Annotated in this window: 20 protein-coding genes and 1 pseudogene; 12 read left to right on the top strand and 9 right to left on the bottom strand. The window is 50.3% G+C overall.

Annotated elements, in window-relative coordinates; translation table 11 throughout:
* Positions 1 to 2: 2 nt before the first annotated feature.
* The 4 genes from EXY25_RS17570 to EXY25_RS17555 are packed head-to-tail and all read right to left on the bottom strand — an operon-like array spanning position 3 to position 3,249.
* Positions 3 to 566, bottom strand: a complete 564-nt coding sequence (locus EXY25_RS17570) for a DNA topoisomerase family protein (protein ID WP_114339236.1) — start codon at positions 564 to 566, stop codon at positions 3 to 5.
* 18 nt (positions 567 to 584) lie between these two features.
* On the bottom strand, positions 585 to 1,058 hold the full coding sequence (locus tag EXY25_RS17565) for a DUF494 family protein (protein WP_114339237.1): 474 nt from the start codon (positions 1,056 to 1,058) through the stop codon (positions 585 to 587).
* Complete coding sequence (dprA, locus tag EXY25_RS17560; protein ID WP_130567861.1) at positions 1,051 to 2,136, bottom strand: DNA-processing protein DprA; 1,086 nt, start codon at positions 2,134 to 2,136, stop codon at positions 1,051 to 1,053. Before dprA ends, EXY25_RS17565 begins: the two co-directional genes overlap by 8 nt.
* Positions 2,137 to 2,151: 15 nt before the next feature.
* Positions 2,152 to 3,249, bottom strand: coding sequence for a LysM peptidoglycan-binding domain-containing protein (locus EXY25_RS17555; RefSeq protein ID WP_165419408.1), 1,098 nt, complete (start codon positions 3,247 to 3,249; stop codon positions 2,152 to 2,154).
* A 131-nt stretch (positions 3,250 to 3,380) separates the two neighbouring features.
* On the opposite strand from EXY25_RS17555, the gene def reads away from it, so the two are divergent.
* The 5 genes and pseudogenes from def (at position 3,381) to EXY25_RS17530 (ending at position 9,122) form a co-directional block, all read left to right on the top strand.
* Entirely contained in the window at positions 3,381 to 3,896 is a 516-nt protein-coding gene (def, locus tag EXY25_RS17550; RefSeq protein WP_130567859.1) for a peptide deformylase, read from the top strand.
* Between the two features lie 12 nt (positions 3,897 to 3,908).
* Positions 3,909 to 4,871: a methionyl-tRNA formyltransferase gene (fmt, locus tag EXY25_RS17545; RefSeq protein ID WP_130567858.1), complete on the top strand. Its 963-nt coding sequence runs from the start codon at positions 3,909 to 3,911 to the stop codon at positions 4,869 to 4,871.
* Entirely contained in the window at positions 4,858 to 6,180 is a 1,323-nt protein-coding gene (gene rsmB, locus EXY25_RS17540) for a 16S rRNA (cytosine(967)-C(5))-methyltransferase RsmB (RefSeq protein WP_130567857.1), read from the top strand. The genes fmt and rsmB overlap by 14 nt, the downstream gene beginning before the upstream one ends.
* Positions 6,181 to 6,262: 82 nt before the next feature.
* A pseudogene (trkA, locus tag EXY25_RS17535) lies at positions 6,263 to 7,642 on the top strand (Trk system potassium transporter TrkA); the annotation flags it as partial.
* A 16-nt stretch (positions 7,643 to 7,658) separates the two neighbouring features.
* Positions 7,659 to 9,122: a TrkH family potassium uptake protein gene (locus EXY25_RS17530; RefSeq protein ID WP_130567856.1), complete on the top strand. Its 1,464-nt coding sequence runs from the start codon at positions 7,659 to 7,661 to the stop codon at positions 9,120 to 9,122.
* A gap of 3 nt (positions 9,123 to 9,125) precedes the next feature.
* Here the strand turns inward: EXY25_RS17530 and hemG are convergent, their stop codons facing one another.
* From hemG to pepQ, 4 genes are all read right to left on the bottom strand, one after another.
* On the bottom strand, positions 9,126 to 9,662 hold the full coding sequence (gene hemG / locus EXY25_RS17525) for a menaquinone-dependent protoporphyrinogen IX dehydrogenase (RefSeq protein WP_130567855.1): 537 nt from the start codon (positions 9,660 to 9,662) through the stop codon (positions 9,126 to 9,128).
* A gap of 27 nt (positions 9,663 to 9,689) precedes the next feature.
* On the bottom strand, positions 9,690 to 11,141 hold the full coding sequence (locus tag EXY25_RS17520) for a TrkH family potassium uptake protein (protein WP_114339246.1): 1,452 nt from the start codon (positions 11,139 to 11,141) through the stop codon (positions 9,690 to 9,692).
* A gap of 109 nt (positions 11,142 to 11,250) precedes the next feature.
* Positions 11,251 to 11,862: a YigZ family protein gene (locus EXY25_RS17515; protein ID WP_130567854.1), complete on the bottom strand. Its 612-nt coding sequence runs from the start codon at positions 11,860 to 11,862 to the stop codon at positions 11,251 to 11,253.
* 6 nt (positions 11,863 to 11,868) lie between these two features.
* Positions 11,869 to 13,191, bottom strand: a complete 1,323-nt coding sequence (gene pepQ, locus EXY25_RS17510) for a Xaa-Pro dipeptidase (RefSeq protein WP_114339248.1) — start codon at positions 13,189 to 13,191, stop codon at positions 11,869 to 11,871.
* 261 nt (positions 13,192 to 13,452) lie between these two features.
* On the opposite strand from pepQ, the gene fadB reads away from it, so the two are divergent.
* The 6 genes from fadB to tusA all read left to right on the top strand — a co-directional run bounded on the left by fadB (position 13,453) and on the right by tusA (position 19,188).
* Complete coding sequence (gene fadB, locus EXY25_RS17505; RefSeq protein WP_130567853.1) at positions 13,453 to 15,603, top strand: fatty acid oxidation complex subunit alpha FadB; 2,151 nt, start codon at positions 13,453 to 13,455, stop codon at positions 15,601 to 15,603.
* 18 nt (positions 15,604 to 15,621) lie between these two features.
* The gene (fadA, locus tag EXY25_RS17500) at positions 15,622 to 16,785 is read left to right on the top strand and encodes an acetyl-CoA C-acyltransferase FadA (protein WP_114339250.1); all 1,164 of its coding nucleotides are present in this window, start codon (positions 15,622 to 15,624) and stop codon (positions 16,783 to 16,785) included.
* Between the two features lie 168 nt (positions 16,786 to 16,953).
* On the top strand, positions 16,954 to 17,319 hold the full coding sequence (locus tag EXY25_RS17495; protein ID WP_114339251.1) for a response regulator: 366 nt from the start codon (positions 16,954 to 16,956) through the stop codon (positions 17,317 to 17,319).
* The gene (locus tag EXY25_RS17490) at positions 17,316 to 17,930 is read left to right on the top strand and encodes a chemotaxis protein (protein ID WP_114339252.1); all 615 of its coding nucleotides are present in this window, start codon (positions 17,316 to 17,318) and stop codon (positions 17,928 to 17,930) included. Before EXY25_RS17495 ends, EXY25_RS17490 begins: the two co-directional genes overlap by 4 nt.
* Before the next feature lie 11 nt (positions 17,931 to 17,941).
* Entirely contained in the window at positions 17,942 to 18,880 is a 939-nt protein-coding gene (locus EXY25_RS17485) for a sensor domain-containing diguanylate cyclase (RefSeq protein ID WP_114339253.1), read from the top strand.
* Positions 18,881 to 18,927: 47 nt separating this feature from the next.
* Entirely contained in the window at positions 18,928 to 19,188 is a 261-nt protein-coding gene (gene tusA, locus EXY25_RS17480; protein WP_114339254.1) for a sulfurtransferase TusA, read from the top strand.
* 9 nt (positions 19,189 to 19,197) lie between these two features.
* Here tusA and EXY25_RS17475 read toward each other — a convergent pair whose 3' ends face one another.
* Complete coding sequence (locus tag EXY25_RS17475; RefSeq protein ID WP_114339255.1) at positions 19,198 to 19,731, bottom strand: hypothetical protein; 534 nt, start codon at positions 19,729 to 19,731, stop codon at positions 19,198 to 19,200.
* A 186-nt stretch (positions 19,732 to 19,917) separates the two neighbouring features.
* On the opposite strand from EXY25_RS17475, the gene EXY25_RS17470 reads away from it, so the two are divergent.
* Positions 19,918 to 23,112 carry an amidohydrolase family protein gene (locus EXY25_RS17470; protein ID WP_130567852.1) on the top strand — a complete coding sequence of 1,065 codons (3,195 nt, stop codon included), beginning with the start codon at positions 19,918 to 19,920 and terminating at the stop codon, positions 23,110 to 23,112.
* Positions 23,113 to 23,146: the final 34 nt, after the last annotated feature.

The following is a 23,146-nucleotide window of genomic DNA, read 5'->3' as shown; positions in this document are numbered from 1 at the left end:
TATCAATCGGGGCGGGTCTGCTTTTTTCCGCACCGCTTATTCGCACACTGAAGCTGGTCACCGGAGGCCAGCTTTCTTTCCAGCAACAAACCAAAACCACAAAATTCACAGTTGCCCAAATGAGGTGGATGATTCACCGCGAACTGGCACTTAGGATAAGCATTGCAAGCATAGAATGTTTTGCCATAGCGATTGGTTCGCTGAGTCAGCTCGCCAGATTGGCATTTAGGGCACTTAAAACCGGTATCATCAGAGGTTTCTAACTGAGTGTGATAGTGGCATTCAGGGTAACCGGTACAGCCGATAAAAAATCCATAACGCCCCTGTTTCAGCGCCAATGGTTTCTCGCAATCGGGACACGGCAACTCCAATTCGCGCTCAATACGATGCTCTTGCGCATGGGTAGGACGGCTGAAGTGACACTCAGGGTAATTGCTACACCCCCAAAAAGGTCCGGAACCACTGCCCCGTAAAACCAAAGAAGCCCCGCATTCGGGGCACTTTTCCTGAGATTTTTCGATAGCGCGCTGCGACGCATCGAACAGCGTCGAATCAATTTTCACCATGACAGGCCTCGCTTTCTTTTAATGGAGAAAGCCTTCGTTGACCTCAAACACCAAATCTTCCATCTGAGAGTAAGCACCTTCGCGACCTGGCACGTTGAAAAGCACCATCAGGATCACCCATTTCAGGTCTTCCAGTTCGATACTTTCCATATCGAGTTCCATCACTCGATCAACGACCATTTCCCGCGTTTCCATATCCAATACCTGGATATTCTCTAAAAACATCAGGAAACCGCGACATTCAGCATCAAGCTGCTGCGCTTCTTCGGCTGTATACACTCTGGTTGAGACAGCATCGCTACGCACTAAGTAGGGATGTCTGTCACTGTCTTGCAACTCGGCAAGCCCCTCTAACCAGCCTAAAGCTTTTGAAATTTCATCACGCCTAAAGCCTGCGCGGGTCAACTCTGAGGTTAATTCCTCATGATCGACCATCACCTCTACATCACTGTGGATGTAATTTTCAAAAAGGTACATGAGGATATCAAACATAATCGGTCCTCCTCACTCGCTGGTAACCACCTGGTACGACAGCTACTTCACCTTCGATCTCTAACATGGTCAGCTGCTGCATCACCGCTTCAATACTGCGGCCGCTGCGACTGACAATCAGATCTAAAGGAGTAGCCACATCTCCTACACTATCCAACAAACTGCCACTTGGCAATTTTGATTGCAGAGGTTTTTCTATCGCTATCACATGCGATGTCATCACCTCCTCTAATATATCGACCGGAGAAGTAACTAATTTAGCTCCCAACTTAATTAATTGATGACAACCTGCCGCTTCGGGGTCTGACATTGCCCCCGGAACAGCAAATACCTCCCGGCCTTGCTCCGCTGCTAACCTGGCGGTGATCAAGGAGCCGCTCTTTAATCCTGCAGCAATCACCAAGGTGCCCAAAGAGAGGCCACTGACAATACGATTACGTTTGGGAAAGTGTTGCTTTAAAGGCGGCGTGCCCGGCACAAATTCGCTAACCAACGCACCGCCTTGATCAACGATTTGGTAAGCCAAATCACGATGACCCGCAGGATAGATCCGATCAGGGCCGGTGGCCATCACCGCAATTGTCTTACCTTTGTTTTGTAAAGCAGTGCGATGAGCAGTGCCATCAACCCCACGCGCCAATCCACTGGTAATACACATGCCCGCCGCAGCGATCGGGGCAACTAACGTCCGCGTATTCTCCAAATGGTTGGGCAAGGCCGCGCGGCTACCCACCACAGCCAGCTGCGGTTGCGCAAGTAACGTCACATCACCACAAACGAAAAGTAACGGCGGTGGATCGGGTAACTCGTTGAGTAACGGTGGATAAGCGTCGCACGACCGAGAGACTATATGACATAGTTCCTGCTGAGCCCACAGCAAACAGTTGTCAATTAACCGCCAATCAGGTGAACTCAATGCCGTTATTTGCGGCTGGGTTAAGGGGAGTTGGGCAGGAGCAATGCTAAAGACTTGCTCAATGCTGTATTTAGAAAGCAATTTGGCGGCACTACGGCCGCCAAATCTTGGAAGTTGTGACAACACCAACCAACGTTCAATATTGCAACTTGGTTGGCGCATACTCACGAGATCTCGTTATGGGTTGGTTACAATATCCAACTGCTTCACAGGCTTGTCCGTGCGCATAATCAAGCCATAACTGACCTTCTCATACACTCGAAACACTAGCAGCTCTCCGACGCGCTCATCGGGTAATTGAACGATCACCTCTTCATCACCAAATTCAATTGCCATTTTTTCAAGCGCATTAGCGTCGTCTTCATACTGGGGGCGTTCAGGCGGCTCATCGTACATCACGGCGCCAGGCTGCATGATCGCTAATACATGACCGGCTTCGATATTGTGATTTGCACCAATGCTCATCGCAACCACATCAAACTTACCCACGTACTTGGAGTAGTTGGCAGTATGGATGATATGACCTTTCACTAAGCGGTTAGGCTCATGGGGTTCAAAGAACGCCGGTAACACTTCACGCTCAAGTACTGGGATCAACTTATCGCCATTACGCACTTCATACTTGCTTTCAACAATCTCAAGCTTAGTGAAGTTACCTGCCGGCATAGATTTCGCAATCGCCACCAACTTGGCTTCATAACCCAGCAACTCTTCCGTTTCCGGATGCATCAGGGCTTCACCTGGTCGATAAATACCGAACAGCTGTCCCTGCGGCGCATCAACGCCCTTCGCATACATGGTCTGTGGATAGCTAGAGCGCGTAGTGCCGTCGTTTGTTCCCAAAACATAGGGTAGGCTAGCGATCTCTTCCTCCGACAATACCTGCTCATAAATCAGGAACGGACGGATCTCTTTAAGTGGGATCGTTGGGATCGGTGCTTTCGGTTCACTGGTACGAACCTTAGGCCCCAATTTCACAATCCGGGTTGAAGAGGGTTTGGATTTGACGAGCTTAGGTTGCTCATTAATCCAGACCAGCTGCAACTCATCACCAGGGTAGATCAGGTGAGGGTTATCAATTTGCGGATTCGCCTGCCATAGCTTAGGCCAAAGCCATGGCGTTTTCAGGAACATAGAAGATATATCCCAAAGCGTATCGCCCTTCTGCACGATATAGGTTTCAGGATAGTCGGGGTTCAATTCGATTTCGGTAGCATAAGCTGCCGTTATCACTAGAGTAAGTCCCGCAACCAAGGCAAGCAGTCTTGTTCTCACGCGGAAACCTTCCTTGTTGTTATTTGTCTTCATAATAAGACCATGCTGTTTTTCCCAGCCATGACTGGCTAGAATGTCGGCATGGCAACCACTGTTCTATTAATAGTCCAAAAAAGAAGAGTCCAAATACCATGGCGGTTTTAGAAGTCCTTCATTTTCCTGACGAACGTCTTCGCACCGTAGCGTCACCGGTGCCGGAGGTCAACGACGAAGTTCGCAAAATTGTCGATGACATGTTCGAAACTATGCGAGACGAAAACGGCGTCGGCCTCGCAGCGACACAGGTTAACATCCATAAGCAGATCGTTGTAATGGATGTGTCCGAAAAAAGTGATACACCCCGCGTATTTATCAATCCGGTGATCATTGCCCGCGACGGTATCCAATGCAATGAGGAAGGCTGCCTATCAGTACCAGGCACCTATGCATCGGTCGAGCGCGCAGAAAAAGTCACCGTAGAAGCGTTAGATCGTAACGGCGAAAAATACCAGTTAGAGGCAGAAGGTTTGCTGGCTATCTGTATTCAGCATGAGTTAGATCACCTGCAAGGGAAGCTGTTTGTTGATTATCTGTCGCCCCTAAAGCGGCAGCGAATTAAGAAAAAGCTAGAAAAAGAAGCCAAGCTAGCTGCGCGTTCAGCGTCATAAACAGAGGTCATTGTGTCACGCCCATTAAATATCGTTTTTGCCGGTACCCCTGACTTTGCCGCTCGCCACTTAGCGCGGCTTATCAGCAGTGAGCATCGAGTGGTGGCAGCCTACACTCAGCCAGACCGCCCAGCCGGACGTGGCAAAAAGCTACAAGCTAGCGCCGTCAAGCAGTTAGCGGAAAGCCACCAGATTCCGCTATTTCAACCTAGCAACTTCAAGCAAGCAGAGGATGTTGAACAGCTTAAGGCGCTTAATGCCGATATCATGGTGGTCGTCGCTTACGGTTTACTTCTGCCCAGCTCAGTACTCGACACGCCGAAATTGGGGTGCATTAACGTGCATGGTTCCTTGTTGCCGAAATGGCGTGGCGCGGCGCCGATCCAACGCGCAATCTGGGCTGGAGATCAACAAACCGGTATTACCATTATGCAGATGGATATCGGCTTGGATACGGGTGATATGCTGCATAAAGTGGTTTGCGATATTACCCCCAAGACCACCAGTGCCAGCCTATATGAAACCCTCGCAGAACTAGGTCCAGACGCTTTATTGCAAACACTTGAACGGGTAGCTGATGGCGACATCACCCCAGAGGCGCAAGATGATGCAAGCGCCAGTTACGCAAAAAAGCTCAACAAAGCCGAAGCCAAAATCGACTGGCGACTCCCAGCCTCAGTCATCGATCAGCGCCGTCGCGCATTTACGCCCTGGCCAGGCAGCCAGTTTCATGTGGCTGACGCCATCGTCAAAGTGCATGATATGGAAGTGATCGACAGTGCAACGAATGCCGTTGCCGGCACTATCCTCAGCGCCGACGGTGAAGGGATCATAGTGGCCACCGGGCAGGGACAGATAAAGTTAACCCAGCTGCAGTTACCGGGCAAAAAAGCTCTACCGGCTGCAGATATCCTCAATGCTCGCAAGGCTTGGTTCGAGCCAGGCACCATATTGAGTTCCGATGACAACAGCTAATCCCAATATCCGTGCACTGGCTGCACAAGTCTTATTCCAAGTCGTTGATAAAGGGCAAAGCCTGACGCAGGCGCTGCCACCGCAACAAAGTCGATTACAAGATGGCCGCGACAAAGCTCTGCTACAACAGCTTTGCTACGGCGTTTTGCGGCAGCTACCAACGCTGGAGTTTTTTCTAAATCAACTGCTGGAGAAAAAGCTCACCGGCAAGCTGCGAACCGTTCATTTTCTGTTGATGGTTGGAGTTTACCAACTCATCGCCAGTCGCATTCCTGCGCACGCTGCCGTTGCCGAGACCGTCGCTGCGGCAGTCAAACTGAAGCAGCCTAGGCTAAAAGGATTAGTCAACGCTATTCTGCGTAATTTTCAGCGTCAGCAACAAGCGCTCGAAACTGCGTTAGCCAGCAATGAGACAGCCGATGCGATAAAACACGACCATCCTGGATGGTTACTGAATAGGCTGAAACGAGCTTATCCAGACCAATGGCAGCAGATCGCAAGAGCCAATAATCAAGCCGCGCCGATGTGGCTACGCCCCAATCAAGCTAAAGTGGCGCCACAGGCCTACCAGCAGCTGTTACTTGACGCTGAGATCCCCTGTCAACCAGCGCAACCCCATGGTGCCATCTGCCTAGATAGCGCTGTCGATGTACAAAAACTTCCAGGCTTTAGTGATGGCCTAGTTTCCGTGCAGGACGGTGCACCGCAGTTTGCCGCATCATTGATGGCTGGCCAAGCGGGAGAACAGATACTAGATGCCTGCGCTGCACCGGGCGGAAAAACCGCCCACATCGCTGAAATGGTGCCGGATCTCAAACAACTGGTTGCCGTAGATATTGAAGAAAGCCGTTTAAAACGAGTGCATGAAAACCTTGCCCGTCTCAGTCTAAATGCCACGGTTATTTGTGGTGATGCCGCTAACCCCGATGCATGGTGGAGTGGTGACCAATTTGACCGCATCCTACTTGATGCGCCCTGCTCTGCCACTGGCGTCATCCGCAGACACCCGGATATCAAATGGCTGCGCCGCAACGACGACATCGCCAAGTTAGCTACACTGCAAGCTGAGATCCTTAGCGCAATGTGGAAACTCCTCAAGCCCGGTGGCACGCTACTTTACGCCACCTGCTCCATCTTGCCAGAAGAGAACAGCGAACAGGTTAAACGCTTTTTGCACACCCAAGCAGACGCTGAACTGCTCAACATCAATGATCGAGACAACGTAGACACGCCCGGTTGGCAGATCCTGCCCGGCGAACAGCAGATGGATGGCTTCTATTACGCACTTCTGCGTAAGCAACTGAACTAAACAGCGAAAAAGTGCGGGATAAGGTCAAGCTTATCCTCGCATAAGCCTCTATAATCTCTGCAAAACATGACTAAATTTTACGTCAATGAAGATTATTATTCTGGGTGCAGGGCAAGTAGGGGCCACGCTGGCTGAAAATCTGGTCAGCGAGCGTAACGAGATCACTGTCGTTGATAGAGATGGCGAACGCCTGCGCGAACTCAAGGACAAGCTCGATCTGCAGGTCATTGCCGGTCATGCCCCTCACCCCGATATCATGCGCAATGCGGGCGCTGAAGATGCCGATATGTTAATTGCCGTCACGGATAGTGATGAGATTAATATGATCGCCTGTCAGGTTGCTTTCAGTCTGTTTAATACGCCAACCAAAATCGCCCGGATCCGTTCAGACCAGTACCTGCACCACAAAGCGCAGCTGTTTCACAGCCAGGATATTCCGGTCGACCACTTCATCGCCCCAGAGCAGCTCGTTACTCAATATATCAATCGCTTAGTTAACTATCCCGGCGCTCTACAGGTGATGGAGTTTGCTGAGGGACGCGCCTCATTGGTGGCGGTGAAAGCCTACTATGGTGGCTTATTGGTTGGTCGTGCACTGTCAGCTTTGCGCGAGCATATGCCGAATATTGAAACCCGTGTTGCCGCGATTTTCCGCCAAGGGCGCCCGATTAGACCCCAGGGCACCACAATTATCGAAGCGGATGATGAAGTGTTCTTTATCGCCGATAGCCGCCATATCCGCGCGGTGATGTCGGAGATGCAGAAGCTTGAACGCAGTTACAAGAAGATCATGATCGCCGGTGGGGGCAATATCGGTCTGGGTCTGGCCAGAGCGCTAGAAGAGCGCCATCAAGTCAAATTGATTGAACGCAGCCCCAATCGCGCAACTTATCTTGCCAACGAATTGAGTAAAACCACGGTATTTTGCGGTGACGCATCGGATCAAGAGCTGCTTGGCGAAGAACATATTGAACAAACCGATGTCTTCATCGCCGTCACGAATGATGATGAAGCCAACATCATGTCGGCGATGCTCGCCAAGCGAATGGGTGCAGCCAAAGTAATGGTATTGATCCAGCGCGGCGCATACGTAGACCTGGTACAGGGCGGCGAAATCGATATCGCCATCAGCCCGCAAACCGCAACCATCTCGGCATTGTTATCCCATGTGCGGAAAGCAGACATTGTTAACGTCTATTCATTGCGACACGGTGCTGCCGAAGCGATTGAAGCGATTGCTCACGGCGACAAAAACCAGTCGAAAGTAGTGGGTCGCGCCGTGCGCGACATTAAACTACCGCCGGGCACCACCATAGGCGCAGTCGTGCGAGGAGAAGAGGTGTTAATTGCCCATAAGAGCACGGTCATCGAGTCAAACGACCACGTGATTATGTTCCTGGTCGACAAGAAGTATGTCGGTGAAGTAGAGAAGCTGTTCCAACCCAGCCCGTTCTTTTTCTAGAGCCTGCGGTTAGCAAATGTCTACCATAAACTACCGGCTTATCTGTTTGCTGATAGGCCTGTTTCTCTCAAAACTGACCATGTTGATGGTGATCCCATTGGGGCTATCATTCATCGATCATGACGGGCTCACCTTCCATTATGTGCAATCCGCTGGCGTAACCGCAATTTCAGCCATCGCACTGTTAGCTCTGGGACGAGGCACCCGACGCTCACTCAGCCAGTTAACTATGCGGGTACGAGATATGTTTATGCTCACTACCTTGACTTGGTTGGTAATGACCGCGTTTGCAGCACTTCCGCTGATATTTGTACCCCACACCAGTTACACCGACGCTTTCTTTGAAACCATGTCCGGTGTTACCACCACCGGCAGCACCGTGATGTCAGGGCTGGATGCCTTACCCCGCAGCATCCTAATCTGGCGCTCACTGCTGCAATGGCTCGGCGGCATCGGCTTTATTGTCATGGGTGTAGGTATTTTACCGTTTCTCAATGTTGGCGGAATGCGCCTGTTCCAAACCGAATCATCCGATTGGTCAGATAAACCCGTACCGCAAACCCGCCGCTACACGCAACAACTGCTATGGCTTTATATCGGTTTAACCCTGCTGTGTAGTCTCTGCTACTGGTTGACTGGCATGAGCCTGTTTGAAGCCATTTGTCACGCCATGACCACGCTTTCCACCGGCGGTTTTTCTACCTCTGATTCCTCCATGGCTGAGTTTTCCAGCGCCAGCCACTGGGTAGGCAGCGTGTTTATGCTGTTGGGAGGACTGCCCTTTATTCTGTTTATCTTGATGATCCGACGTCGCAGCCTAAAGATTTGGCGGGATGAACAGGTCAGCGGCTACCTCGCACTGATTGCCGTCACCACACTGATCTTAAGCGTCTGGATGTGGCAAGTTGAACCGGTAGATTATATTGATGCCCTGCGCCTCACGCTGTTTAACATCGTTTCAGTGATCACCACGACAGGGTTTGCTTTAGGGGACTACACCCAATGGGGCAGTTTAGCGGTGGTAATGTTCTTCTTTCTAACCTTTGTCGGTGGTTGCTCCGGCTCCACCGCGGGCGGGCTGAAAATATTCCGCTTTCAAGTCGCCTTTAAGGTGATCTACCAACATATGAAACGCCTGGTACACCCTGCCGGCATATTTCCACGTAGATACAACGACAGAGAAATATCAGATGAGATCATCACTTCGATGATCGTACTGATGCACCTGTTTTTTCTCACTTGGGTGCTACTCTCTTTGGCGCTTGCCATGCTGGGGATTGAACCACTCACCGCTCTCACCGGTGCGCTCACCGCGCTCACCAATGTCGGGCCAGGGCTAGGGGATCAGATTGGTCCATCAGGGAACTTTGCTGACCTACCAGATACGGCAAAATGGCTATTGAGTATCGCGATGTTACTGGGGCGGCTTGAGATCACCACTGCGGCAGTTCTTTTACTGCCAACCTTCTGGCGCAAGTAAGTACTAACCAACCATCTCATCTAGTTGACCAGCAAAGCTATCCACTGCCTGCCAGTCGGTGAACTCAACATCCTGACCAGGATCGGTTGGTCCCTTGGTCATTTTCATAATCAAACGAATGATCGCTTTGTCATACCAGCGATACTTAGAGTAAACGCAAGCACCAGCAAATACCCCTTGCACAGTAGGGTGCCAAGGAGATTTAACGGCAAATTTGCGCATATAGGCGTTAGTCTCCGGAGTGTTCTTATCCGCTTTACGCGCAGTCAAATTCACTCCAAAGAAAGCCGATGGTACGCTGGCCAGCGCATGGTGATGACGTTGAATAAACTGATAAAACAGTTGGCTGAAATGACCATAACGGACCGAAGCACCAATCACGATACCATCATAACCGGCAATAGAAAAAGTGGCAGCCAACTCAGGAATGCTCACCAGCTCCACCTCATGCCCACGGGCCTGTAGTCGCTCCGCCAAACGGTTAGTGATCTTAAACGTTTGTCCTTCACGACTGTGAAACGCCATCAAATAACGCGCCATGAATAATCCTTAAATAGCCAAATTGAATTAGTTACGCCAGAACGCCGGAGTAAAGATCACCAACAGGGTAAAGATCTCAAGACGCCCAAACAACATGGCTATAATCAACACCCACTTGCTGCTATCAGGGATCTCACCATAATGAGATGCCACCTCGCCTAAACCTGGCCCCAGGTTATTCAGACAAGCTGCCACCGCAGAAAATGCGGTGAGGTCATCCATTCCAGTAGCGATCAAAAGCAGCATGCAGAAGATAAATACCAAGGTATAAGCAGAAAAGAAGCCCCAAATCGCTTCAATTACCCGCTCGGAGAGCGGGCGCGAGCCCAGTTTAATACTGATAATCGCTTTCGGGTGTACCAGTCGCTTTAGTTCTCGCATTCCCTGCAGGTGCAGGATCAGCACTCTAACCACCTTCATCCCTCCCCCCGTCGAACCTGCACAACCACCGATAAACGACGCAAATATCAGCAGGATAGGCAGAAAGATCGGCCAATCATGAAAGCCCGTGGTAGCAAAACCAGCAGTGGTGCCCATGGAAACCGCTTGGAATAACGCATGATCCAAAGCCGAATTAGGATTTTCATAAACCTTGCCATGCACCAAGACAAAAAAGCACACCGCCACAATCACTAACTGGAAAAACAGAAAGCCTTTAAACTCAGGATCAGAGAGGTAGTGATAGATAGATTTGGCACGCCACGCCGTGTAATGCAGCGCAAAGTTGGCACCAGAGATAAGCAGAAAAACCACACAAATCAGGTTGATCAGACTGGAATCAAAATGCCCGATGCTGGCGTCATAGGTGGAAAAGCCACCAATAGCGATAGTGGAAAAGCTGTGGCAGATAGCGTCAAACAGGTTCATACCCGCGGCCCAATAGGCTGCAGCACAGGCTAACGTCAAGGAGACATAGATATACCAGAGATGTTTTGCGGTATCGGCGATCCGAGGCGTCATTTTAGAGTCTTTCACCGGCCCAGGCGCTTCAGCACGATAAAGCTGCATACCGCCCACACCAAGGATAGGTAGGATGGCGACGGCCAGCACAATGATCCCCATACCACCTAGCCATTGCAGCTGCTGACGATAGAACAGCACAGCTTTAGGCAAGGTTTCAAGATTGGTCAGAATGGTCGCGCCAGTCGTCGTTAACCCAGAAAATGATTCAAAAAACGCATCGGTATGACTGATCGACGGCGTTTCCGTCAACATCAGTGGCACAGCCCCCACACTGCCTAGCACAGTCCAAAACAGCACCACAATAAGGAAGCCTTCCCGCGCTTTTAGCTCAGCACGAGAATATCGATTTGGAAACCACAGCATAAAACCAATAAACAGGTTAAACAGGAAGGCCAGGAAGAACGGTAAGCCGCCGCCATCTTTAAAAATTAAAGAGACGAGGATCGGTGGCACCATGGTGACACTGAAAAGGCTAATCAACAGCCCGACGATGCGGATAATGGCACGATATTGCATCTACGAGCGCTCAGCCTCCATTGCGTATTGTGGCGAATCAAGCATCTGTTACGGATCTGTTTTTCTTCGAATATGGCGCCAGTGTAGGGCGAAGCAGAGATTATGCAATCTACTGCTTCACAACACAGCGGATTTGTCCGCCAGAGATATTGGTCAATTGCATTTGCAGCCCAGCGCTATGACGCTCAGGCACCGACACAGTAAACAACACATCATCGGCAAAAACTGAATCCAACAACTCAGCCTCAAACTGCTGTAGCAGCTGCTCAACACGCCCCGTTAAATCGTAACTTAACCGCAGCAACAATTGCTGTTCCGGTTCAACCGCCAACCACTGCCCCTGCTGCATTGCCAATTGCGCGGTACCACCATACGCACGTACCAAGCCACCTGTTCCCAGCTTGATACCACCGGAGTAGCGCACCACGGCGATACAGATCTGACCAACGCCAGCCCCTTGCAGTACCGCTAATATGGGGCGCCCGGCGGTGCCGCTCGGCTCACCATCGTCACTGAAACCTAAACAATGACTATCATCCGGAGCCCCCGCAATAAACGCGGAACACACGTGCCTAGCTTGGGGATGCAGCGCTCGCACCGACTCAATGTAGGCCTTGGCCGCTTGTGGCGACGCCACCCTGGCTGCAAGCGCAATAAATCGACTGCGTTTAATCTCCTGCTCGGCTGAGGCTGGCGCGGTCAACACCCGATAAGTAGCCATTAACGGTTACGCCAAGCCCAGATCCCGGGTCATATTCTCGGTACGATCTTGCAACACAATCAGGTTGTCTTCGATGCGAATACCACCATAACGCTTGAACTGTTCCACCTTATCCCAGTTGACGGCTGTACTATGGGCACAATCACGCAGGCTGGCTAACAAACTGTCAATAAAGTAAAGACCGGGCTCAATCGTAAACACCTGACGTGGTTCGACTTTGCGGGTCAAACGCAGAAATGGATGTTGTTTCGGTGCCGGCTGATGAGTCCCGCGTTCATCAGCCATAAAGCCGCCAACATCATGAACCTGCAGACCAAGGAAGTGGCCAAGACCATGGGGGAAAAAGGTTCGCGTCACACCACTTTCAATCATCGCTTCCGGACTCATATCAACAAATTTGAACCGTTGCAGCACCTCAGCAATCAGCAAGTGCATTGCTTTGTGGAGATCGGGGTAAGCGACCCCGGGCTTGAGCTGCTCCATGATCTGATGATGACATACATCCAACGCTGCAATCAGATCAGCAAACTCGTCCTGTTGGAAACTGTAGGTACGGGTAATATCAGCGGCGTAACCATGGAAGTTGGCACCGGCGTCAATCAAAAAGCTATGGTGTTGCGCGGGTTTGCTGCGCTCCAACTGCATATAATGCAAAATTGAAGCGTGCTCATTTAAGGCCACAATATTGCCATAAGGCACATCATTTTCACCATGGCCAGTGGCCTGCAGATAAGCTAACTGGATCTCAAATTCAGAGCCTCCACCATAAAAAGCTGCTTTTGCCGCTTGATGCCCGGCAACAGCGATTTTATTCGCTTCACGCAGCGCCATCAGCTCATAATCGCTTTTATACGCGCGGTGGTAATGCAGGTAATTGATCACCCCTTCCGGGTTAATTTGCCCAAAGCCAAGCACCTGTGCCAGCTCCTGTTGCTCACCAATATAAGCAACTTTACTCAGATCCGATGGCAACCAGTCGGCCGCGGCATCCGCTTTCTCCAGCAGTTGGATGGCAAAGTTGTCAGTCCAGAAATCCTCTGGCGCATCAGGCACCTTATGCCAAAAATCTACCGGCCGATAAAACAACAACTTTGGTTTATCGTCGCCATTGATAATCAGCCAGCAATTGGGGTTATCTATCACTGGCACCCACGCTTTAAAGTGAGGGTTAACTTTAAATGGATAATCCATGTCATCAAGAAACTGGCGCTTGAGCTGACCAGAGTGGATAACGAGATACTCCAATCCTTCTCTCGCTAATAGGTCACGAGTACGGATCTGCAAATTGGCAATATGCTGGGTAAACAGGAGGCTATGTTGTTCGCTCATGGGCTTACATTCCAAATGATGACTGTCATAGCATACACAATTTCTACCTACTATCACGCTCGCCCCACGGCAAAAATAGCCAAGCACAGCGTAAAACCTGCGTCATATTAAGAAACCCAACAGGCTTGCAAAGCAAAAATTAAACAACCGTTTAAAATAACGGTTGAAATCCAGCCAGATCGCGTCCAAACTTAGCCTTTCTGGTATGACCAGTTATTATAATACGCCTACCTTGACGGGCTAGCCCGACGGGAGAAAAGAATGATATATCAAGGCAAAACCCTCTCTGTACGCTACTTGGAAACAGGTATCGCCGAACTACTGCTAGACGCAGAAGGCTCGGTTAATAAATTCGATCAAGCCACACTAGAAGACTTCAATCTGGCACTGGATGCACTTTACGCCAGCAGTGAATTGCAAGGTGTTCTACTCCGCTCTGCCAAAGAAACCTTTATTGTTGGCGCTGACATCACCGAGTTCCTTGCCACCTTTGCCCTGCCGGAGGAGGAACTACGACGCTGGATCAACCACGCCAACCAAATATTTAATCGCTTGGAAGATCTTCCTGTTCCCACCATTAGTGCCATCCGTGGCTTTGCTCTGGGGGGCGGCTGTGAAGCGATCTTGGCCACTGACCTTAGGGTTGCGGACAACAGCGCCAAAATTGGCTTACCAGAGGTGAAGCTCGGCATCATGCCCGGCTTTGGCGGTACCGTGCGTCTGCCACGCTTAATTGGTGCTGATAACGCGATGGAGCTGATCACCACCGGGAAAGACAATCGAGCAGATAAAGCACTCAGTTTAGGCTTGGTCGATGCGGTAGTGGCTCCAGACAAACTCGATGGCGCCGCATTAAACATGCTGAAAAGCGCCATCAATGGCGATATCGATTGGCAAGCACGGCGGCAGCAGAAGTGCTCACCACTGGGGTTAAACCAAATTGAAACCGCCATGTGCTTCACCACCGCAAAAGGGATGGTGGCACAACAAGCAGGTAAACATTATCCAGCCCCGATGATGGCGGTGAAAGCGATCGAAAAGGCAGCAAGCCAAGGCCGGGATGGTGCACTTAATGCCGAAGCAGATGGCTTCATCAAACTAGCGAAAAGTCCGCAAGCAGAAAGCTTGATAGGAATTTTCCTCAATGACCAGTTGGTGAAAGCTAAAGCCAAGCGAGCCGGCAAAACAGCACACAAATTTCAACGTGCCGCGGTGCTCGGTGCGGGTATCATGGGCGGTGGTATCGCCTACCAGTCAGCCTCCAAAGGCACCCCTATTGTGATGAAGGATATTCGTCACGAAGCGTTAGATCTTGGGCTCAATGAAGCAGCTAATCTGCTCGGGAAGCTGGTTTCTCGTGGCCGTATGAACGCAGCAAAAATGGCTGGCGTACTCAACAATATTACCCCCTCCCTTAGCTACGACGCTCTCGCAGATGTCGATGTGGTCGTGGAAGCAGTGGTCGAAAACCCTAAAGTGAAGGCCGCGGTGCTCGCTGAAGTGGAGCAACAGGTGAAAGACAACACCATCCTCACTTCGAACACTTCAACTATCTCTATCGATCTGTTGGCTGCGAGCCTAAAACAACCCAGTAAATTCTGCGGCATGCACTTTTTCAACCCAGTACACAGAATGCCACTGGTGGAAGTTATCCGCGGCAAAGAGACCAGTGACGAAACGGTTGCATCGGTGGTCGCTTGGGCTGCAAAACTAGGGAAATCCCCCATTGTGGTCAATGACTGCCCTGGCTTTTTTGTTAACCGCGTACTGTTCCCCTACTTTGGCGGCTTCGCTAAGTTGCTCAGTGATGGCGCAGATTTCACCCAGATAGACAAAGTCATGGAGAAACAGTTCGGTTGGCCGATGGGCCCCGCCTACCTGCTCGATGTCGTCGGTATCGATACCGCACATCATGCCCAGGCGGTGATGGCAGAAGGCTTCCCTGAGCGGATGGCAAAAACTCAGCGGGATGCCATCGACGTGATGTTTGAACAGCAGCGCTTTGGCCAGAAAAATGGCGTCGGCTTCTATCGCTATGAGAAAGATCGTAAAGGGAAGCTAGCCAAACAACCGGCGGCGGATACGCCCGCACTGTTGGCAGAGGTCTCAGCAAATCCGCAAACATTCAATGATGAAGAGATCATTGCCCGGGTCATGATCCCTATGTGTAATGAAGTGATCCGTTGCCTTGAGGAGGGCATTGTCGCCTCACCGGCAGAAGCGGATATGGCACTGGTTTATGGCTTAGGCTTCCCGCCCTTCCGCGGCGGTGTCTGTCGCTATCTGGATCAGATAGGGCTCGACAGCTTTATTGCGCAAGCAGATGAACTCGCCCACCTTGGTCCCTTGTACCAGGTGACAGATGGACTGCGGCAGATGGCTGCCAACGGCAAACGCTTCTTCGCAGGCTAAGGCAGAGAGGAATTACTCATGAAAAACGCTGTAATTGTTGATTGCATTCGTACCCCGATGGGCCGCTCAAAAGGGGGCGTATTTCGCAACGTACGTGCTGAAGATCTCTCTGCACACCTGATGCAGGGACTTCTGAGCCGCAATCCGAATCTTGATCCCAACGAGATTGAGGATGTTATCTGGGGTTGTGTACAACAGACCCTGGAACAGGGATTTAATATCGCCAAAAACGCCTCTCTGCTGGCCGGGCTGCCACGCAGTGCTGGGGCTGTCACCATCAACCGTTTATGTGGCTCGTCAATGCAAGCACTACATGACGCCACCCGCGCCATAATGACCAATGCCGGTGATGTATTTATCGTCGGCGGTGTTGAGCATATGGGGCATGTCCCCATGAGTCATGGCGTCGACTTTCATCCTGGTCTCAGCCGCTCGGTCGCTAAGGCCGCAGGCATGATGGGATTAACGGCTGAAATGCTGGGACGAATGCACGGCATTAGCCGAGAGCAACAAGATGCCTTTGGTGCCCGCTCCCACCAGCGTGCTCACGCTGCAACTATCGAAGGGCGCTTTGCCAATGAGATCTTAGCCACTGAAGGCCACGATGCTGATGGCACACTGATCCAAGTGAAGCATGACGAGGTGATCCGCCCGGAAACCACGGTGGAGTCTCTGGCGCAACTGCGGCCAGTATTTGACCCTGTCAACGGCACAGTGACCGCAGGCACCTCTTCTGCACTGTCAGATGGCGCATCGGCGATGTTGGTGATGTCAGAAGATCGCGCCAAAGCATTGGGTTTACCTATCCGAGCACGGGTCCGTTCGATGGCAATTGCTGGCTGTGATCCTTCAATCATGGGCTATGGCCCGGTACCGGCAACGCAAAAAGCACTCAAACGTGCTGGTTTGAGCATGGCCGATATCGACTTAGTGGAACTGAATGAAGCCTTCGCGGCACAGTCATTACCATGCGCCAAAGATCTTGGTTTGCTCGATATGGTCGATGACAAGGTGAACCTAAACGGTGGCGCAATCGCCCTAGGTCACCCACTCGGCTGCTCTGGCACCCGAATTTCAACAACGCTACTAAATATTATGGAAGAAAAAGACGCTCAATTAGGTCTCGCCACCATGTGCATCGGTTTAGGTCAGGGGATCGCTACGGTTTTCGAACGCGTTTAACCCTCCTTTTCTCTGCCAAAAATATAAGCGGGTTCAACCTTTATCAATCAGGGCTGGACTCGCTTCACAAAGCCATATTGTCAGGGCTAGGCAGCTATCACCCCCTATGCTATAAACCCTATAATCACAATTCAGTTACAATTCATTAGATAAGTTTAAGGGTTGGGAATGTCGCTACCCATTTTGATCTGTGACGATTCAGCATTGGCACGCAAACAGGTCAATAAAAGCCTACCGGAAGGTTGGGACGTTGAAGTCACTTTTGCTAAACATGGTTTAGAAGCTGTAGAGCACCTACGTCAGCATCACGTTGCATTGCTCTTTCTAGACTTAACGATGCCAGAACTTGACGGCATCGGCGTACTCGAAACCATCAAGAAAGAAAAGTTAGAAGTGTTTGTCATTGTCATCTCTGCCGATATTCAGCCGGAGATGAAAAAACGCGTCATGGACCTTGGTGCACTCGACTTCATTCATAAGCCTGTCAACCGTGTTAAGTTGACTGAGATCTTAAACAAGTTCGGACTTTTATGAGCAGCCAGACTATTACCGAAGACCAGAGGGATTGTCTTCAAGAGGTGATCAACGTCGCAATGGGACAGGCCAGTGATAAACTCGCCCGCTTCCTTGAGACTTTTGTTCATCTGGAGGTGCCAGATATCGAACTGGTATCGACCAGCGAAGTTACCGCTATGCTTGCCAGTAACTATGAACAAAATCCGGTCTCTCTTGTTAGCCAAGGCTTTTCCGGTGCAGAAGGACTGCGCGGCGAAGCTCTGCTGATTTACAGCAAAATTAATGCTGACGAAATCGCTGATCTACTTGGCTATACCGAAGATGAGGCAACTCACACAGAGCAACTGACCGATATCAGCTCCTTGCTGACTACCACCTTCCTTGAAGGATTAGCAGAGCAGATAGAAACCCAGCTTAGTTACAGCGCCCCTCGAGTGATGATGCTGCAGGAACAGGGTATCGCTCGCCAACTTGAGGAAAAAACCTTCAATTGGGAATATGCGCTCAAAGTAAACATCAGCTATCTGGTGACGGATCACTCATTTAACTGCGACATGTTATTGCTATTCCCAGGAACAGCAGTAGAAGTACTCAAGCAGGTGCTTGATCAGATCCTCGAAGATTTTTGATTAGTGGGCGAATGACTCAGAACTTACACAACACCATACTTAACCAAGTTAATACCGGCGTTCTTGTGATCAATTCAGATATGGAAATTGATTACTGGAACCGATTTTTGCAAGTTCACAGTGGCCGAGCAAAGGAAGATATTGTTGGTAGAAATCTGTTTGATGTATTCCCTGAGCTACCCAAACCCTCATTAAGAAGAAAGCTCCAAGGGGTTTTCCTTTTAGGCACTCCCACTTTCAGTTCATGGGAGCAGCGCCGCCACCTATTTGAGCTACCCCACAGCCGCCCCATCACCACAGATAGCGAATTTATGGCGCAGAACTGTAGTTTTCTGCCATTGAAAGATGAATCAGGCCAAGTGAATCAGGTCTGCATCATTATTGAAGACGCTACGGATGTTTGTTATTTCCAAAGCCAGCTGAACGACACCATGGCCAAGCTGGAAAAGTCCAGCCGCACCGATGGTCTTACTCAGATCGCTAACCGTCGCTACTGGGAAGAACGACTCACAATCGAGTTTGCCCGCTGCCATCGCCATGGTGGTGAGCTAAGTTTAATCATGTTTGATCTCGACAAGTTCAAATCAATCAATGATATCTACGGCCATCAAGCTGGTGATTTGGTGCTAGTAAGGACGGCCGCTGAACTAACCAGTATGTTGCGAACTGCAGATCTGGCTGGACGCTACGGTGGTGAAGAGTTTGGCATCGTATTACCAGACACCGATTTAACACAGGCAATGGTGGTCGCTGAACGCATCAGAGAGAAGATAGAAACCACGGTATTTGAGTTTAATGACAAAGTATTGCCCGTCACCATCAGCTTAGGGGTGACCCAGTACGACAGTAGTCAAAAGAACCACGAGAAGATGATTGCGCAGGCTGACGCCGCACTTTATAAAGCCAAGGAGAGTGGCAGAAATATCTCTATCGCCTTTGAGCTTGAATAGTCATAGGCCTCCGCTCTATCATGGCTTCGCTATCTGTCGGAGCCATGATGAATACACAACTAAACTTTCCCCCACACGACCAACAACTAGACACACAAGGCCTACGCTGCCCTGAGCCTGTCATGTTGGTAAGAAAGAAAATCCGCGCGATGGCAGCAGGTGAACAGCTGTTAATACTTGCCGATGATCCGGCGACAACCAGGGATATACCCAGTTTCTGTCAGTTTATGGACCATCAGCTGATCAATGCACAAACCCAACAAAAACCCTATTTCTATTTAATAAAGAAAGGGATAGCTGCACACTAGCAAGCAAAGTTAGTTGACCCGCTCACTTTTCGGCACCACTTTCACCGCTACGTCCTGATCTGGAATATCAGTACACCCGCCGCGACGCATAAACAGATAGTTTTGCTGACCTAGCAACACCATTTCATCGCCAAGGTATTCAGCAACAGATAACCGGCCAAGCTCATTATCTACCTGCAGGTTGCGCCCCTTAAACTGGAATTTAGTCGTCGCATTATCGTCGAACTGATCCAGATCCTGAATTTCCAGCTGCCCCGTCATACTCAACGACCAGCGATCAGGATCGGTATAATCACGAACACCACCAATAGAGTGCGACTTAGCGTAGTTACACCAAACGCCAGCCAGGGTTCGAAGTGAAAGCTTATTGACGACGCCAGAGCCGACTTTGTATTCCGCCGACTCGCGATTTTCCTGATGCTCATTACAAGGCATATCACGGTACTCATCACCGTAATCTCCCGTGCAACGATACACTTTGGCTTGAACGCAGAAGCTAACAGAAGCAACGGCTATAATGAGCGCATACCATTTAATTGCCATATCCCTGACCTAGAGCACACCGAACTCCTTGTGTGCGTGACATGTGAATGATTTATATCCATTATCACTAATATAGTTAATGCCTATAAATTGTCCAACAAAAACGCAATATAGACTTGCGTCAAACAACGCAGAGCGGCAAGGTAAGCGGATATATTTAAGTCGTACCTACAGATAAAAACAAACATGACTCAACTTAGAATTATCATTCTTTTCAGTGTACTTCTGTCACCCTTTGTCCAAGCAGAGGATACTTGGGATGTCCAGAACCCCACAGGGATCTTCGATAACGCGCTGATTGATGTGCGCGAAGGTACTTGGATGAACTTGGATATCAGCCCAGATGGTCGCTGGTTAGTCTTTGATCTACTTGGTGATCTATATAAGTTACCGATTGAAGGGGGAGACGCGATCCCTCTGACTCAGGGCATCGCTTGGGATATGCAGCCCAGATTCAGCCCTGATGGAAAGCTGTTGGCTTTTACCTCGGATAGGGACGGTGGCGACAACCTTTGGTTAATGGAGTGGCAGAGTGGCAAGCTACACCAGGTCAGCAAAGAAACATTTCGCTTAGTTAACAGCCCAGCCTGGAGTCCTGACGGCGAAACCTTGGTAGTGAGAAAACATTTCACTGCTCGCCGCTCTTTAGGCGCCGGTGAAGTCTGGCAATATCATTTACGTGGTGGTGACGGCTTGAAACTCACCAGCCGCCCGAATGATGAGAAAGATCTTGGTGAACCCGCTTTTTCCCCTGATGGCCGCTATATCTATTTTAGTCAGGACGCCACCCCAGGTAAGACTTTCCACTACTCAAAAGATTCTGTGAAAGGGATCTATACGATTAAACGTTACGATCGTGAAACAGGTGAAATCAACACCGTGATTAAGCGTCCTGGCGGCGCTATTCGCCCTACTCCCTCTCCTGATGGGAACTATCTAGCCTATGTTACTCGCGACGATTTCCAGAGCGTTTTAATGCTTTACGATATGCGCTCAGGTACTAGCCAGCCGCTATATAAGAAGCTCGATCGTGATATGCAGGAAACTTGGGCGATCCACGGTGTTTATCCGACCTTAGCTTGGCACCCTAAAGGTGACCGCCTCTATTTTTGGGCCGGCGGCAAGATCCACGAGCTCAGCGTAGCCGATGGCGCCAGTCGTGAAGTTGATTTCCACGTCAAGACAGAGCTCGCGGTTCAACGCGCCTTGCGCTTTAAACAACGCATCTCACCAGGCAATTTCGAAGTGAAGATGATGCGTTTTACTCAGGTTTCGCCATCCGGTCACAACCTGGTATTTGAAGCCTTAGGCAAGCTTTGGATAAAAGAGCTGCCCTACGGTAAACCGCAGCGAATTACCAAACAGGAGAACCACTTCGAACTTTATCCACAGTGGTCCCGTGATGGCACACAGCTTATTTACACCACCTGGCATGATCAACGCCAAGGCAGTGTAAGAATACTCGATGTCGACAAGCGCACCGAGGTGGTCATCACCAACGAACCGGGAAAGTATATTGAACCGACATTCTCTCCTGACGGTAAGCAGGCGGTGTTTCGTAAGGTTGCCGGTAACAGTTTGTTAGCCGATGCTTGGTCGTTAAAGCCTGGCATCTATCGGGTCGATCTGGCAGACAAAAACCAAGGGGCTCCCACCCTAGTGACAGAACAGGGACGCGAGCCACAATTTGGTGCTGACAACAGCCGAATATTTTTTACTGAAAGTGGTGAAACGCCGCAACTGGTGAGTGTCGACCTCAACGGCCATCAATATAAGGTGCACTATAGCAACAAGCGTGTCACCGAATACAAGCTCAGCCCCAACGGTAAACAACTCGCTTTTGCAGAAGGCTTTAAGATCTACGTAACGCCGTTTATTGAACGCGGTTCAGTCATAGAACTCAGCCCTAACGGCAATAACGTACCTGTCACCCAGTTGTCACAAAAAGCCGGTGAAAGCATCAGCTGGACAGCAAACAGTGACGTGATCTATTGGACCCTCGGCCCCGAGCTGTTCAGTCAGTCAGCGAAGAACCTGTTTGCATTGAATAGCCCCGCCGACGAACTGGACCTGCTTTCGCTGACACAAAATGGCCAGTACATAGGTTTTATGCATCGCAGCTATCGACCCAGGGGCAAAGTTGCTTTGGTTGGCGGTCAAATCATTACTATGGATAAAAATCGGGTCATTAAGGATGGCACCATAGTCATCGACGGCAAACGGATCCTCGAAGTTGGCGAACGGGATAAAGTTAAAGTCCCGGGCGATGCCATTATCATCGATCTTAATGGGCGAACCGTGATGCCGGGGCTGATTGATGCACATGCTCATGGTGCTCAAGCCAGCAGTGAGATCGTTCCGCAGCAGAACTGGAAAAACTATGCCGCCCTCACCTTTGGCGTAACGACTATTCACGATCCGTCAAACGATACCACCGAGATATTCGCTGCCAGCGAGTTACAGCGTGCTGGGTATATAGTCGCACCAAGGATATTCTCTACCGGTGCCATCCTCTATGGCGCAGAATATCCCGGACTAACAGCAAAAATTGAGACCATAGACGACGCTAGGTTCCACGTGGAACGCCTGAAACGCGCCGGTGCTTTCAGCATCAAAAGCTATAACCAGCCAAGACGCGATCAGCGGCAGAAAGTGATCCAAGCCGCGCGTGAAATGAATATGCTAGTGGTGCCCGAAGGCGGTTCACTACTGCAACACAACCTCACCATGCTTATTGATGGACACACCACCATCGAGCACTCAATTCCGACGGCAAGGGTCTACGACGATATCAAACAGCTGTGGTCGCAGATCCATACCGCATACACCCCAACCATGGGCGTGGCATTTGGCGGTATAGCCGGTGAAAACTATTGGTATGCCCACAACGAAATCTGGTTGCATAAACGGTTGAGCCGATATGTGCCTGGTGACGTGTTAACCCCCCGAGCCATGCGTCGCCCAATAGCACCAGAGCATCACTACAACCATTTCAATGTCGCTAAAGTGGCCAATGAGCTTCGGCAGCAAGGCGTGTTAACCAATATGGGCGCCCATGGTCAACGGGAGGGATTAGCTGCACATTGGGAGATCTGGATGTTTAGCCAAGGAGGCATGACACCAATGCAAGCATTGGCAACAGCCACTATTAATCCAGCCAAAACGCTCGGCCTAGATGATGAGTTGGGCTCATTAAAAGCAGGGAAGCTCGCAGACCTAATCGTGATCGACGGTGACCCTCTGAAAGATATACGCCTGTCGGAAAAGGTGGTGTATACCATGGTTGGCGGTCGCCTGTTTGATGCGGAGCGTATGACTGAACTGAATGGTCCAGCCAAGAACCGCTTACCATTCTATTTTGAAGCCTCAGCCAGCGAATAATAGCGGCTAGTTTTACAATCCATGCCCAGGCCTC

The sequence above is a fragment of the Corallincola spongiicola genome (assembly GCF_004284785.1).
Classification (GTDB): domain Bacteria; phylum Pseudomonadota; class Gammaproteobacteria; order Enterobacterales; family Neiellaceae; genus Corallincola; species Corallincola holothuriorum.
Note: the sequence above shows the minus strand (reverse complement) of the source record. Positions and strands in the feature narration are given on the sequence as shown.

Coding starts and splice junctions, on each gene's coding strand:
- EXY25_RS17475 (WP_114339255.1), bottom strand. CDS start 19,731: ATGGCAATTAAATGGTATGCGCTCATTATAGCCGTTGCTTCTGTTAGC.
- EXY25_RS17515 (WP_130567854.1), bottom strand. CDS start 11,862: ATGGCTACTTATCGGGTGTTGACCGCGCCAGCCTCAGCCGAGCAGGAG.
- EXY25_RS17485 (WP_114339253.1), top strand. CDS start 17,942: ATGACTCAGAACTTACACAACACCATACTTAACCAAGTTAATACCGGC.
- EXY25_RS17520 (WP_114339246.1), bottom strand. CDS start 11,141: ATGCAATATCGTGCCATTATCCGCATCGTCGGGCTGTTGATTAGCCTT.
- EXY25_RS17495 (WP_114339251.1), top strand. CDS start 16,954: ATGTCGCTACCCATTTTGATCTGTGACGATTCAGCATTGGCACGCAAA.
- def (WP_130567859.1), top strand. CDS start 3,381: ATGGCGGTTTTAGAAGTCCTTCATTTTCCTGACGAACGTCTTCGCACC.
- fadB (WP_130567853.1), top strand. CDS start 13,453: ATGATATATCAAGGCAAAACCCTCTCTGTACGCTACTTGGAAACAGGT.
- dprA (WP_130567861.1), bottom strand. CDS start 2,136: ATGCGCCAACCAAGTTGCAATATTGAACGTTGGTTGGTGTTGTCACAA.
- fadA (WP_114339250.1), top strand. CDS start 15,622: ATGAAAAACGCTGTAATTGTTGATTGCATTCGTACCCCGATGGGCCGC.
- EXY25_RS17565 (WP_114339237.1), bottom strand. CDS start 1,058: ATGTTTGATATCCTCATGTACCTTTTTGAAAATTACATCCACAGTGAT.
- hemG (WP_130567855.1), bottom strand. CDS start 9,662: ATGGCGCGTTATTTGATGGCGTTTCACAGTCGTGAAGGACAAACGTTT.
- EXY25_RS17530 (WP_130567856.1), top strand. CDS start 7,659: ATGTCTACCATAAACTACCGGCTTATCTGTTTGCTGATAGGCCTGTTT.
- EXY25_RS17470 (WP_130567852.1), top strand. CDS start 19,918: ATGACTCAACTTAGAATTATCATTCTTTTCAGTGTACTTCTGTCACCC.
- tusA (WP_114339254.1), top strand. CDS start 18,928: ATGAATACACAACTAAACTTTCCCCCACACGACCAACAACTAGACACA.
- pepQ (WP_114339248.1), bottom strand. CDS start 13,191: ATGAGCGAACAACATAGCCTCCTGTTTACCCAGCATATTGCCAATTTG.
- rsmB (WP_130567857.1), top strand. CDS start 4,858: ATGACAACAGCTAATCCCAATATCCGTGCACTGGCTGCACAAGTCTTA.
- EXY25_RS17570 (WP_114339236.1), bottom strand. CDS start 566: ATGGTGAAAATTGATTCGACGCTGTTCGATGCGTCGCAGCGCGCTATC.
- EXY25_RS17490 (WP_114339252.1), top strand. CDS start 17,316: ATGAGCAGCCAGACTATTACCGAAGACCAGAGGGATTGTCTTCAAGAG.